The 12,988-nt window shown below is 56.8% G+C and carries 10 protein-coding genes and 4 tRNA genes; 3 read left to right on the forward strand and 11 right to left on the reverse strand.

The features are described from left to right. Positions 1-18: 18 nt before the first annotated feature. From clpX to NUW46_RS12270, 7 genes are all read right to left on the reverse strand, one after another. The gene (gene clpX / locus NUW46_RS12240) at positions 19-1,302 is read right to left on the reverse strand and encodes an ATP-dependent Clp protease ATP-binding subunit ClpX (protein ID WP_008174598.1); all 1,284 of its coding nucleotides are present in this window, start codon (positions 1,300-1,302) and stop codon (positions 19-21) included. Positions 1,303-1,378: 76 nt separating this feature from the next. Beyond that, entirely contained in the window at positions 1,379-2,014 is a 636-nt protein-coding gene (gene clpP / locus NUW46_RS12245; protein ID WP_069183301.1) for an ATP-dependent Clp endopeptidase proteolytic subunit ClpP, read from the reverse strand. 172 nt (positions 2,015-2,186) lie between these two features. Then, on the reverse strand, positions 2,187-3,491 hold the full coding sequence (gene tig, locus NUW46_RS12250; RefSeq protein WP_209396949.1) for a trigger factor: 1,305 nt from the start codon (positions 3,489-3,491) through the stop codon (positions 2,187-2,189). 222 nt (positions 3,492-3,713) lie between these two features. Beyond that, positions 3,714-3,798, reverse strand: a tRNA-Leu gene (locus NUW46_RS12255). Positions 3,799-3,877: 79 nt separating this feature from the next. Then, positions 3,878-3,953 (reverse strand) — tRNA-His (locus NUW46_RS12260). A 76-nt stretch (positions 3,954-4,029) separates the two neighbouring features. Beyond that, a tRNA-Arg gene (locus tag NUW46_RS12265) sits at positions 4,030-4,106 on the reverse strand. Between the two features lie 32 nt (positions 4,107-4,138). Then, positions 4,139-4,215: transfer RNA gene (locus NUW46_RS12270), tRNA-Pro, on the reverse strand. Positions 4,216-4,448: 233 nt separating this feature from the next. Between NUW46_RS12270 and folD the strand changes: the two genes are divergently transcribed. Then, positions 4,449-5,306, forward strand: a complete 858-nt coding sequence (gene folD, locus NUW46_RS12275) for a bifunctional methylenetetrahydrofolate dehydrogenase/methenyltetrahydrofolate cyclohydrolase FolD (RefSeq protein ID WP_069183299.1) — start codon at positions 4,449-4,451, stop codon at positions 5,304-5,306. A gap of 83 nt (positions 5,307-5,389) precedes the next feature. Here folD and NUW46_RS12280 read toward each other — a convergent pair whose 3' ends face one another. The 3 genes from NUW46_RS12280 to NUW46_RS12290 form a co-directional block, all read right to left on the reverse strand. After that, the gene (locus tag NUW46_RS12280) at positions 5,390-7,570 is read right to left on the reverse strand and encodes a malate synthase G (RefSeq protein ID WP_153637430.1); all 2,181 of its coding nucleotides are present in this window, start codon (positions 7,568-7,570) and stop codon (positions 5,390-5,392) included. Positions 7,571-7,720: 150 nt separating this feature from the next. After that, positions 7,721-9,109, reverse strand: a complete 1,389-nt coding sequence (cysS, locus tag NUW46_RS12285; protein WP_418140219.1) for a cysteine--tRNA ligase — start codon at positions 9,107-9,109, stop codon at positions 7,721-7,723. Next, the gene (locus NUW46_RS12290; RefSeq protein ID WP_136631965.1) at positions 9,106-10,785 is read right to left on the reverse strand and encodes a glutamine--tRNA ligase/YqeY domain fusion protein; all 1,680 of its coding nucleotides are present in this window, start codon (positions 10,783-10,785) and stop codon (positions 9,106-9,108) included. The genes cysS and NUW46_RS12290 overlap by 4 nt, the downstream gene beginning before the upstream one ends. A 138-nt stretch (positions 10,786-10,923) precedes the next feature. On the opposite strand from NUW46_RS12290, the gene NUW46_RS12295 reads away from it, so the two are divergent. Together NUW46_RS12295 and NUW46_RS12300 are read left to right on the forward strand one after the other, a co-directional pair. Further along, on the forward strand, positions 10,924-11,424 hold the full coding sequence (locus NUW46_RS12295) for a peptidylprolyl isomerase (RefSeq protein ID WP_069183295.1): 501 nt from the start codon (positions 10,924-10,926) through the stop codon (positions 11,422-11,424). Continuing rightward, positions 11,421-12,146, forward strand: a complete 726-nt coding sequence (locus NUW46_RS12300; protein WP_418140220.1) for a UDP-2,3-diacylglucosamine diphosphatase — start codon at positions 11,421-11,423, stop codon at positions 12,144-12,146. Before NUW46_RS12295 ends, NUW46_RS12300 begins: the two co-directional genes overlap by 4 nt. 39 nt (positions 12,147-12,185) lie before the next feature. Here the strand turns inward: NUW46_RS12300 and NUW46_RS12305 are convergent, their stop codons facing one another. After that, entirely contained in the window at positions 12,186-12,896 is a 711-nt protein-coding gene (locus NUW46_RS12305; protein WP_227514516.1) for an amino acid ABC transporter ATP-binding protein, read from the reverse strand. Positions 12,897-12,988: the final 92 nt, after the last annotated feature.

A 12,988-nucleotide genomic window follows, 5' to 3' on the forward strand; every position in this document is an offset into this window, starting at 1 on the left:
TGAACCACTGAACAACGCTCAGTCTTCAGGCACAGCCTTGGCGTGATCACTGCTCGCGTAGATCTTGAAGGGCTCGGAATCCCCGCTGATTACGCTCTCGTCGATCACCACCTTGGTGACGTCATGCTCCGAGGGAATCTGGTACATGGTATCCAGCAGCGTCGCTTCCATAATGGAACGTAGACCACGGGCACCCGTCTTGCGCTCCATAGCCTTACGGGCAACGGCCCGCAACGCGTCTTCGCGGAAATCGAGCTCGACCCCTTCCATATCAAACAGCTTCTGGTACTGCTTGGTCAGGGAGTTCTTGGGCTCGGTCAGGATCTGCACCAGCGCTTCCTCGTCCAGTTCGTTGAGGGTTGCCACGACCGGCAAACGACCCACGAACTCGGGAATCAGACCGTATTTCACCAGATCCTCAGTTTCCACGTCCTTGATGACGTCGCCCGTGTTCTTGGCATCATCCTGACTGGCGACCGATGCAGAGAAACCAATACTGTTCTTTTCAGTACGCTCGCGAATCACCTTGTCGAGGCCCGCGAAAGCGCCACCGCAGATAAACAGCATGTTGCCAGTATCAACCTGCAGGAATTCCTGCTGCGGATGTTTACGACCACCCTGTGGCGGAACCGACGCAACGGTGCCTTCGATCAGCTTCAGAAGTGCCTGCTGAACACCCTCACCGGAAACATCCCGGGTAATAGACGGGTTGTCTGACTTGCGGGAAATCTTGTCAATCTCATCGATGTAGACAATACCCCGCTGGGCCTTGTCGACATCGTAATCGCACTTCTGCAGCAGCTTCTGGATGATGTTCTCGACATCCTCACCCACGTAACCGGCTTCCGTCAGCGTGGTGGCGTCGGCAATGGTAAAGGGAACATTCAGCATCCGAGCCAGGGTCTCTGCAAGCAGAGTCTTACCACTGCCGGTCGGGCCGATCAGCAGGATGTTGCTCTTGCCGAGCTCTACATCACCCTTGCCCTCGCCGTAACGAAGACGTTTGTAGTGGTTATAGACCGCAACAGACAACACCACCTTGGCCCGGTCCTGACCGATGACGTACTCATCAAGGGTATTGCGGATCTCGGCCGGTGTAGGAAGGCGATCGCTCGGCTCTTCCTGCGCGTTCTCCTGGATCTCTTCCCGGATAATGTCGTTGCACAGGTCGACGCACTCGTCGCAGATGAACACCGAGGGCCCTGCAATGAGCTTTCGGACTTCATGCTGGCTCTTTCCACAAAACGAGCAGTAAAGCAACTTGCCGTTATCGTCGCCCCTGCCGTTTCTTTCATCTGCCATTGAAATACCTCTGATCTCGTTTTGCCGGCGTCACTGCCTGATACGCCGGCCAAGTATGATGCGATTACTTCCAGTATTATTTATTCGGTACGCGCTTATCAAGTATTGAATCAATCAGCCCATACTCTTTTGCCTGGCCCGGATCCATGAAGTTGTCACGGTCGGTATCCTTGGCGATCGTCTCCAGATCCTGCCCGGTATGGTGGGCCAGGATGGAGTTCAGGGTATGCCGGATCTTCAGGATTTCCCGGGTGTGAATCTCGATGTCCGTTGCCTGCCCCTGGTAACCACCCAGCGGCTGATGAATCATCACGCGGGAGTTGGGCAAACAGGCCCGCTTTCCGGCCGCACCGCCGGCGAGCAGGAATGCACCCATGCTCGCAGCCTGACCTACACACAGGGTCGCGACGTCCGGCTTGATGAACTGCATGGTGTCGTAGATGGACATACCCGCAGTGACCGAACCGCCCGGGCTGTTGATATAAAGATGAATGTCCTTGTCCGGATTCTCAGACTCGAGGAACAGGAGCTGGGCCACGATCAGGTTCGCCATGTGGTCCTCTACCGGGCCCACCATGAAGATTACCCGCTCCTTGAGCAAGCGGGAGTAAATGTCGAACGACCGCTCGCCGCGAGCTGTCTGCTCGATAACAATCGGCACCAGTCCTGAATTGGTAACCATTGCGGGACCATCGATTGGTTTCTGCGTCATGATGCGCCTGAACTCCTTATGGACAATGGGTCGTGGACTCGCTCCACGGCAGTTTCAAAAGTATTGCACCCTATACTTTGCCAGCAGCGGCCCCAGATGAAAACAGCCGGACATGCCGGCTGTTCTCTGGGTCGGCCATCGGGACCGGCTTTTGATCCGATCCCGGGCAAAATCAGCGCTGGGGCTGACCGGCCTGAACGGCCTCTTCGTACTTGACCTTCTTCTCTTTGACCTTCGCCTGCTCCAGCACGTGGTCAACAACCGCATCCTCCAGAACGGAAGACTCGATCTGGCTCTTCTGCTCCGGGTTGCTGTTGAAGTGAGCAACAACCTCTTCAGGCTGTTCATACGTAGACGCGATTTCCTGGATCTTTTCGTCTACTTTTGCCGGATCGGCTTTCAGGTCGTTCTTCTTGACCACTTCCTGGAACAGCAGGCCGGTCTTCACGCGACGCTCCGCCTGCTCCTGGAAAATTTCCTTCGGCAGCTGCTGAAAATCAACCTGGCCGCCAAAGCGCTGAACAGCGTCCTGGCGGAGGCGATCGATTTCCTGGTCAACCAGAGCAGACGGAATATCCAGCTCGGTGGTTTCCAGCAGTCCGTCAACCACGTCGTTCTTGACCTTGTTGGAAACCGCCTGCTTGAGCTCACGCTCCATGTTCTTTTTGACTTCTTCGCGGAAGGTCGCTTCGTCTTCAGCATCGATACCGAACTTCTTGAAGAATTCGGTGTCGAGTTCGGGCAACTGCGGCTCTTCGACCTTGTGAATCTTGATCTCGAACTTGGCCGGCTTACCTGCCAGCTCTTCGTTGTGGTAATCCTCCGGGAAGGTCACCTCGATTTCCATGTCTTCGCCGGCCTTTCCACCAACGATGGCTTTCTCAAAGCCCGGAATCATCTGGCCGGAGCCCAGAGTCAGGCGATGGCCTTCAGCGGCGCCGCCTTCAAACTCTTCACCATCGATGAAACCTTTGAAGTCAATGGTCAACACGTCCTTGTTCTTGGACTTGCGCTTGACTTCTTTCATGGTGGCCTGCTGACGACGCAGGTTGTCGATCATGTTGTCGACGTCTTTGTCGGTGATCTCGGAAGTGAGCTTTTCAACGGAGATCTTGCTCAGATCGCCCAGTTCGATTTCGGGCAGCACTTCGAAGATGGCAACGAATTCCAGATCCTTGCCCTCTTCCATCGTCTTGGGCTCAAACTTTGGCCAGCCCGCCGGGTTGATATCCTGCTCCTGCAGTGCCTTGATGTAGTTGTCGCGCATAACCTCGCCAACGATTTCCTGGCGGACGCTGTCACCGAAACGACGCTTGACGACGCTCATGGGCACCTTGCCCGGGCGGAAACCGTTCAGGCGCACGGTACGCGCGGTTTCCTGCAGGCGTTTCTGGACCGCCTGGTCGATTTCCTGGGCGGGCACACCAATCGTCATGCGACGCTCGATGTTGGAGGTCGTTTCAACAGACACTTGCATGGAAGATCCTCAAATTACAGGTTCGGTATGTGAATGAAATTAAACCTAAAAGTCCGATTTCGGGGCGATTCCCAAGAAAGGACCGAAAATTAAAAGCCGGTAGTTTATCATGCTTTGCACCGCCGAGAGAATCACCCTGCAAAGCAGTTTGATGCTGCCCAATCACGGAACCGGCCGAATCTTGAAGACATAAATGGGGACGAACGAAAAAAAAGAAAGGGGTGGTGCGCGAGGAGAGACTCGAACTCTCACGGGTTGCCCCACTGGAACCTAAATCCAGCGCGTCTACCAGTTCCGCCACTCGCGCACAACAGAATGAAGAATGCCCGATGGCCAGACTGCCATCAACCTATTCAACAAACGCGGAATCAACTCTGAAAGAAAAGTGGGGTGGACGAAGGGGTTCGAACCCTCGACCGCAGGAGTCACAATCCTGAGCTCTACCAACTGAGCTACGTCCACCACATCGGGACATGCCTTTTACTTTTCAACTTTGCTGGTTACGGTCGCTCCGGCGCGGACCAAGCCGACGACTTGATGGCGCGCCCGGCAGGACTCGAACCTGCGACCATCCGCTTAGAAGGCGGATGCTCTATCCAGCTGAGCTACGGGCGCTTGACCGTTCGCCCACCTGAACATTCAGAAAATGGTCGGGGTAGAGAGATTCGAACTCCCGACATCCTGCTCCCAAAGCAGGCGCGCTACCAGACTGCGCTATACCCCGTTTGAACTGAACAACAAGTGCCTCAGCAAAGTTGGCGCGCATATTACCGGCGCCGGAGGGTTCCGTCAACACGGATTTCCAAATTCCCCGAAACAACAGTCTCTTCACTGACAAAGTGCGGTGCCGAAAGTTCCTTCGAGCCCGGTCAGGCGCCCGTTCAATTGGAGTTCGCCTGGAAGCATGAGACAATGCCCCACCTCCAATTTACCGATGCCCAACCGACAAGACGAGACATGACCGCCAAACTGATCAACGGAAAAGAGATTGCCGCCGAAGTAAGACAGCAAGTCGCCGCAGGGGTGGAAGCACGAACCCAGCAAGGCCTGAGAGCCCCCGGGCTGGCCGTGGTACTGGTCGGCAACGATCCCGCATCCCATGTATACGTGGGCAACAAACGCAAGGCGTGCGACCAGGCCGGAATTCTCTCCCTCTCATACGATCTGCCGGAAGACACTTCCCAGGAAGCACTTGAGGCGCTGATTGATGAGCTGAATGAAAACCCGACCGTAGATGGAATCCTGGTACAGCTTCCATTGCCGGCTCATCTGGATGCAGACCCGATTCTGGTCAAGATCCGCCCGGACAAAGACGTCGACGGCTTTCACCCGTATAACATCGGCCGCCTGATGCAGCGCAAGCCTACCCTGCGCCCATGCACACCGGCTGGCATTATCACCCTGCTCGACAGCATTGATACGCCTTACAAGGGCCAGCATGCCGTGATTGTCGGCGCTTCCAATATTGTCGGTCGTCCCATGAGCATGGAACTACTGCTAAAGGGTGCCACGACAACGGTTTGTCACCGCTTCACTCCAGATCTTGAGAAGTTTGTCCGGGAAGCCGACATCCTGGTCGCTGCAGTCGGCAAGCCCGGCCTGATCAAGGGCGACTGGGTAAAGCCGGGAGCGACGGTGATTGATGTGGGCATCAACCGGATGGAAGACGGAAAGCTGCATGGCGATGTAGATTTCGCAGCGGCTTCAGAGCGCGCCGCCTACATCACACCGGTTCCCGGTGGCGTCGGGCCGATGACCATTGCCACCCTGCTACAGAATACACTGTATGCCGCGGACGTCCTGCACAAGGACTGAGCCGAGGTGTTGGATTACGGCTCCGCCTAATCCAGCAAGCCACAAAAAACCCCGCCGAGGCGGGGTTTTTTTATGCGTAGCGCTTACTGTCCGTACTTGGCTTTCGCCTTCAGACGGTAGGCGTGCAGCAGCGGCTCGGTGTAGCCGTTGGGCTGCTCGCGGCCCTTGAGAACCAGATCCAGCGCTGCCTGGAAGGCGACACTGTCATCAAAGTTCCCGGCCATCGGGCGGTAGGCCGAATCACCGGCGTTCTGCTTGTCGACCACCGCAGCCATGCGCTTCATGGTTTCCATGATCTGCTCTTCGGAGCAGATACCATGATGCAGCCAGTTGGCCAGCAACTGGGAAGCGATACGCAGCGTGGCGCGGTCTTCCATCAGGCCCACATCATTGATGTCAGGTACCTTGGAGCAGCCAACGCCCTGATCGATCCAGCGAACAACGTAACCGAGGATACCCTGGGCATTGTTGTCCAGTTCCTGCTGGATATCTTCGGCACTCAGGGAGGCCGGATCATCCATTACAGGCACTGTCAGGATGTCCTCCAGTGCTGCACGAGTGCGGCTTTCCAGCTGCTTCTGGACATCAGCCACGTTCACCTGGTGGTAGTGAGTAGCATGCAGCGTGGCCGCCGTGGGAGACGGAACCCAGGCTGTGTTCGCGCCGGCCTTCGGATGGCCGATTTTTGCTTCCAGCATGCCGGCCATCAGGTCAGGCATGGCCCACATGCCCTTACCAATCTGGGCAACACCACGGAAACCGGTTTCCAGGCCAATGTCCACGTTCCACTGCTCGTAGGCGTTGATCCAGGTTGCCTGCTTCATCGGGCCCTTGCGGATAAACGGACCCAATTCCATGGAGGTATGGATCTCGTCACCGGTGCGGTCCAGGAAGCCGGTATTAATGAATACGGCGCGCTCTTTGGCGGCATGGATACAGGCTTTCAGGTTAACCGTGGTACGACGCTCCTCGTCCATAATGCCGACCTTCAGGGTGAAGCGCGGCAGACCAAGCGCATCTTCAACACGGCCGAAGAATTCGTTGGTGAACGCCACCTCTTCCGGTCCGTGCATCTTCGGCTTCACGATGTACATGGAGCCTTTGGTGCTGTTCTGGAACTTGCCATTGCCCTTCATGTCGTGAATGGCGATCAGCGACGTGATCAGACCGTCCATCAGGCCTTCCGGCACTTCGTTGCCGTCCTTCAGCAAGATGGCGGGGTTGGTCATCAGGTGGCCGACGTTACGGATAAACATCAGGCTGCGGCCTTTCAGGCTCAGCTCACTGCCGTCGGCTGCCGTGTAGGTGCGGTCAGCGTTCATCTTGCGGGTCAGCTGCTCGCCGCCTTTCTCGAACGTTTCCTGCAGATCGCCCTTCATCAGGCCCAGCCAGTTGCGGTAAGCCAGTGCCTTGTCGTCAGCGTCCACGGCCGCTACCGAGTCTTCGCAATCCATGATGGTGGTCAGTGCAGACTCCATCAGAACGTCTTTGACGTTGGCGCCGTCGTCTTTGCCAATCGGGTGGCTGGCGTCGATCTGGATTTCGAAGTGCATGCCGTTCTTGACCAGCAGCACGCCGGTGGGCGCGTCGGCAGCACCGGTGTAGCCAACAAAGCCGGCTTCGTCTTTCAGACCGGTGGTCTCACCGTTCTGCAGCTTGACGACCAGCTTGCCACCTTCAACCAGATACTTGGCAGCATCTTTATGGCTGCCTGAGGCCAGCGGCGCGGAGCTGTCGAGCAGGTTACGGGCCCACTCGATAACTTTGGCCCCGCGAACCGGGTTGTAACCACGGCCTTTGTCGGCGCCGCCTTCTTCGGAGATCGCATCGGTACCGTAAAGGGCATCGTACAGGCTACCCCAGCGCGCGTTCGCCGCGTTGAGCGCAAACCGGGCGTTCATGATCGGAACCACCAGCTGCGGGCCGGCCATGGTGGCCACTTCCGGATCCACATTGGAGGTGGAGATCTTGAATTCGGAAGGCTCGTCAACGAGATAACCGATGTCTTTCAGGAAGGACTTGTACTCGGCCATGTCCAGCTTCTGACCCTTGTGATCACGGTTCCAGCTGTCCATTTTTTCCTGGATCGCATCACGCTTGGCCAGCAGCTCGCGGTTGCGTGGCGCCAGCTCGTTCACGATCTTGTCGAATTCTGCCCAGAATTTATCGGCATCGACCCCTGTGCCCGGGATCGCTTCATTGTTCACGAAATCATACAGATTCTTTGCGACCTGAATGCCGCCGATTTGTACGCGTTCTGTCATCGTTGTCTGCCTCAGTGGGTTACGTTTCCCGACTCCCCCTTCATCTTGAGAGGGCATTCTAATTTGAGCGCCGCATTGTAAGGGAAAATCCTTACAAGATCATGCCTGCACGCGCAAAACTGGTCTGACCAACCAGCATCTCCCGGAAATTCAGGCTTTACGCCAGCTCGTCCCCTCTCGGGAATCGTCCAGAATAATACCCTTCTCGAGTAGCTCGTCGCGGATCCGGTCGGCCTCGGCAAAATTCTTCGCCTTTCGGGCATCGGCCCGGGCCTGGATCATCGCTTCAATGTCTGCGGCGCTGAGCTCACCACCGGTGTCCGCCTGGAAAAACGCCTCGGGGTCCTGTTGCAACAGCCCCAGGACACCGCCGAGCCTCACCAGAATCGCCGCACTACGTTTGGCATCCTCTTCGCGACCATCGCGACGGTGCTGGTTGATTTCGTTGGCAACCGCGTGGAGGACAGCAATGGCGCCCGCAGTATTGAAATCATCGTCCATCGCCTCGGCAAACCGCTCATCATGCTCGGATTCCGGCACATCGGCGGCCTTGGCGGGCACGATGCCTCTAAGGGCATGATACAGCCGAGTGAGCGTGCGGCCGGCCTCGGCCAGATTTTCCTCGGAGTAGTCCACCTGGCTGCGGTAATGGCTGGACACCAGGAAGTAACGGACCACTTCCGCCGGGTACTTCTCCATGATCTCGCGGATGGTGAAGAAGTTGCCCAAAGACTTGGACATCTTTTCCTTGTTCACCCGGATGGCGCCCGCGTGCATCCAGGTGTTCACAAAGGTGTGGCCAGTGGCACACTCGGATTGGGCAATCTCGTTCTCGTGGTGCGGGAACAACAGGTCCGGCCCGCCGCCGTGAATGTCAAACGTATCCCCCAGGCAGCATGTGGACATCGCCGAGCACTCAATGTGCCAGCCGGGACGACCATCGCCCCAGGGCGAGGGCCAGCTGACCTCCCCTGCCTTGGCCGCTTTCCACAACGCGAAATCCGCCGGACTGCGTTTGGCTTCCTGCACGTCAACTCGCGCGCCCGCCAGCAGATCCTCCAGTTTTTTCTTGCTGAGCTTGCCGTATTCCTCGAAGGAATCAACGGCAAAATAGACATCACCGTTATCCGCCGCATAGGCGTGGCCACTGGCAATCAGCTTATGGATCATCGCGATGATTTCGTCAATGTACGCAGTCGCCCGGGGCTCTTCGTCCGGAGACAGCACACCAAGACGGGCTTCATCTTCGTGCATCGCCCTGATCATCCGGTCGGTAAGCTCGTTATAGGGCTCACCGTTCTCATCCGCACGGCGCAAGATCTTGTCGTCAATATCGGTGATGTTGCGAACGTAGTTTACGTCATAGCCGCGATGGCGCAGGTAACGGGTAATCACGTCAAAGGCCACCAGCACCCGTGCATGGCCCAGGTGGCAGTAGTCGTAGACGGTCATCCCGCAGACATACATCCGCACCTTGCCCGGCTCAATCGGCCGGAACTCTTCCTTTTGCTGGGTCAGCGTGTTGTAGATGCGGATCACTTGCCCCCCTTACCCCAGGAATCCCTGAGCGTAACCGTGCGGTTGAACACCGGCCGACCGGCAGCCTCGGTATGGGCCTGATCGCAGAAGAAATAGCCTTCCCGCTCGAACTGGTACGGAAGATCCGTACGGGGTGCAGCAAGACTCTTCTCTACCCGTGCACCCTTCAGGACCACCAGTGATTCCGGGTTCAGGTGATCCATCAAATCACCTTCCTTGTCACTGTCCGGGGACTCATGGTTGAACAGGCGGTCGTACAGATTAATGTCCGCCTCCACGCTATCGGTGGCAGACACCCAATGAATCACGCCATTGGGTTTGTAGCCTTCGGGATTGACACCCAAGGTGTTGGGATCGTACTCGCATTTCAGCTCCACGATCTCACCGTTGTCATCACGAACCACTTCGCGGCAGGTCATCACGTAACCGCCCCGCAGACGCACCGCCTGATCCGGCGCCAGCCGCTTCCATTTGCGCGGCGGCTCCATTTCAAAATCTTCCCGATCGATAAAAAGCGTCTGGGTCCAGGGCACTTCCCGCTCGCCCATATCGGGGTCCTGCGGATGAACCGGCAGGATCAGGGTTTCACTCTTGTCGGCCGGGTAATTGGTCAGTGTGACTTTCAGCGGGCGCATGACACACATCGCCCGCGGCGCACGAGTGTTCAGATCTTCGCGAATAGCGTGCTCCAGCATGCCCACATCCACGGTACCGCCAGCCTTATTCACGCCAATCATGTCGCAGAAGGTGCGGATGGACTCCGGCGTATAACCGCGCCGGCGCATGCCCGAAATGGTTGGCATCCGGGGATCGTTCCAGCCATCAACCACGCCCTCATCCACCAGTCGCTTGAGCTTGCGCTTCGAGGTGATGGTGTAATTCAGGTTCAGACGGGCAAACTCGATCTGGCGTGGGTGACAGGGGCCGGAGATGTTATCCAGAACCCAGTCATACAGCGGCCGGTGATCCTCGAATTCCAGGGTGCACAGGGAATGGGTAATCCCCTCCATGGCGTCTGAAATCGGATGCGTGAAGTCATACATCGGGTAGATGCACCATTTGTTACCGGTCTGATGGTGCTCTGCGTAACGGATACGATAAAGAATCGGATCCCGCATGTTGATGTTCGGCGAGGCCATATCGATCTTGGCCCGCAGCACCAGCTCACCGTTCTGGTACTTGCCATCCCGCATGTCGCGGAACATCTGCAGACTCTCTTCCACCGGGCGGTCCCGGTAGGGGCTGTTTCTGCCAGGCTCTTTCAGGCTTCCGCGGTACTCAGCCATTTCGTCGGCTGTCAGGGCGCACACATAGGCCTTGTCCCGGGTAATCAGTTCCTCGGCAAATTCATAGAGAGCATCAAAGTAATCCGAGGCATAACGAACGTCCCCGGCCCACTCGTAGCCAAGCCACTCCACATCCTGTTTGATGGCGTCGATGTATTCCTGGTTTTCCTTTTCCGGGTTGGTGTCGTCAAACCGCAGGTTGCAGTCGCCGGAAAAGGTCTCGGCGATGCCAAAATTCAGGCAGATCGATTTGGCATGACCAATATGCAGGTAACCGTTGGGCTCCGGCGGGAATCGGGTGACCACCTTGCCGGTATGCTCTCCGCTGGCGATGGCGTCTTCGATCAGGCTCTGGATAAAGTTGTGGGCTTTCTTCGACTCGGCGCTCATACAATCTCTGTTAAAAGGGGAGTGAATCTTAAACCGCGTATTATACTCACAAATCCTTGCCGGACTCATGCATAGCAGGAAACTCTTGAGTACAATGGGTCCTGTAACGTACCTAACCTTTCTGAACAGGAAAACCTGATGATTCTGCTGACAACCAACTACGGTGACATCAAGCTGGAACTGGACTATGACAAGGCACCGGAAACCGCCAAGAATTTTGAACAGTACGTTCGCGACGGTTTTTACGATGGCCTTATTTTTCACCGTGTGATCAGCAATTTCATGATTCAGGGCGGAGGCTTCGAGCCCGGCATGACGCCGCGCAAAACCCGCGATTCCATCCAGAACGAAGCCGATAACGGCCTGAGCAACATGCAGGGCACCATCGCCATGGCACGTACCATGGACCCGCATTCCGCTACCGCCCAGTTCTTTATCAACGTTGAGAATAACGGCTTCCTCGACCACACCGCCAAAAACGCGGAAGGCTGGGGCTACTGCGTGTTCGGCAAGGTTGTCGAGGGCATGGACACGGTCAACGCAATCCGCGCGGTCCGCACCACCATGCGAGCGGGCCACCAGGACGTGCCTGCCGATGACGTGGTTATCGAAAAGGCTGAGGTTCTGGAGGACGCGTGACCACGCTGTTTATTTCAGACCTTCACCTTGAGGAATCCCGCCCGGATATTACTGAGGCATTTCTGGGGTTTCTCGACGGGACAGCCAGCGGCGTTGATCAGCTCTATATCCTCGGTGATTTCTTCGAGGCCTGGATCGGCGATGACGAACGCACGCCGCTCCAGGAACAGATTGCTGCTGCCCTGCGCAAACTGAGGGATAGCGGCACCGACATCTTCCTGATGCACGGCAATCGGGATTTTCTGATTGGTGAGGATTTCTGCAAGCGGGCCGGCGCAAGCCTTCTGGACGACCCCACGGTAATCGATCTGCACGGCACCCCTACCCTCCTCATGCATGGCGACAGCCTGTGCACGGCCGATGTGGAGTACCAGAAGTTCCGGGCCAACATGCGCAACCCTCAGTGGCAACAGATGATACTCCAGCGTCCTCTTGAGGACCGCCAGCAGATGGCCCGCCAGCTGCGGGAAATCAGCATGGCGAAAAATCAGGGCAAGGAAGAGTTCATCATGGACGTAACGCCGGAGGAAGTGATCAAGGATATGGAAGCCCACGGTGTCCAGCACATGATTCATGGCCACACCCACCGCCCCGCCGTGCATGAGCTCATTGCCAACGGCTTGCCGGCAAAGCGGATTGTCCTGGGCGACTGGGACAAGAACGTCTGGTGGCTCGAGGCGGAACCTGGCAAAGAGCCAGAGCTGAAGAAACAACCGTTATAAAAAAACCGGGCAAATGCCCGGTTTTTTTTGCCCTTTGCTTCAGTGCGCCAGTATCTGCTGGAGAAACTTCTGGGTCCGAGCTTCCTGCGGGTTTGTAAAAAACTCGTGCGGTGGTGCTTCCTCCACAATCTCACCACCATCCATGAAGATGACCCTGTCGGCCACGGTTTTGGCAAAGCCCATCTCATGGGTTACACAAAGCATCGTCATGCCGCTGCCGGCTAGCTCAATCATGACATCGAGCACTTCCTTGATCATTTCGGGATCCAGCGCCGACGTTGGCTCATCGAACAGCATGATTTTCGGCTTCATGCACAGGGCTCGGGCAATCGCAACCCGCTGTTGCTGGCCGCCGGACAACTGTCCGGGATATTTGAGAGCCTGGTCGGGGATCTTTACCCTCTCCAGATACTCCATGGCCGTCGCTTCCGCCTCTTTACGAGGAATCTTGCGGACCCAAATCGGTGAAAGGCAACAGTTCTCGAGCACGGTCAGGTGAGGGAACAGGTTGAAATGCTGGAATACCATGCCGACTTCCCGGCGAACCGTATCGATCTGGCGCACATCATCCGTCAGCTCAACGTCGTCGACGATGATTTTGCCTTGTTGATGCTCTTCCAGCCGGTTAATGCATCGAATGAATGTCGATTTACCGGAGCCGGACGGCCCGCAGATAACAATTCGTTCGCCCTGGGCCACTGTCAGGTTCAGGTCCTTCAATACGTGAAAATCCCCGTACCACTTGTGCATCCCTTCCACGCGGATGATATCGGGTTTCTTGTCGGTGTCGCCCTGCCCGGAGGACGTCACGTTGGATGTCTGGGTTTGTTCTGTCATTGGAT

The organism is Marinobacter sp. MA, assembly GCF_048298425.1.
Lineage (GTDB): Bacteria > Pseudomonadota > Gammaproteobacteria > Pseudomonadales > Oleiphilaceae > Marinobacter > Marinobacter salsuginis.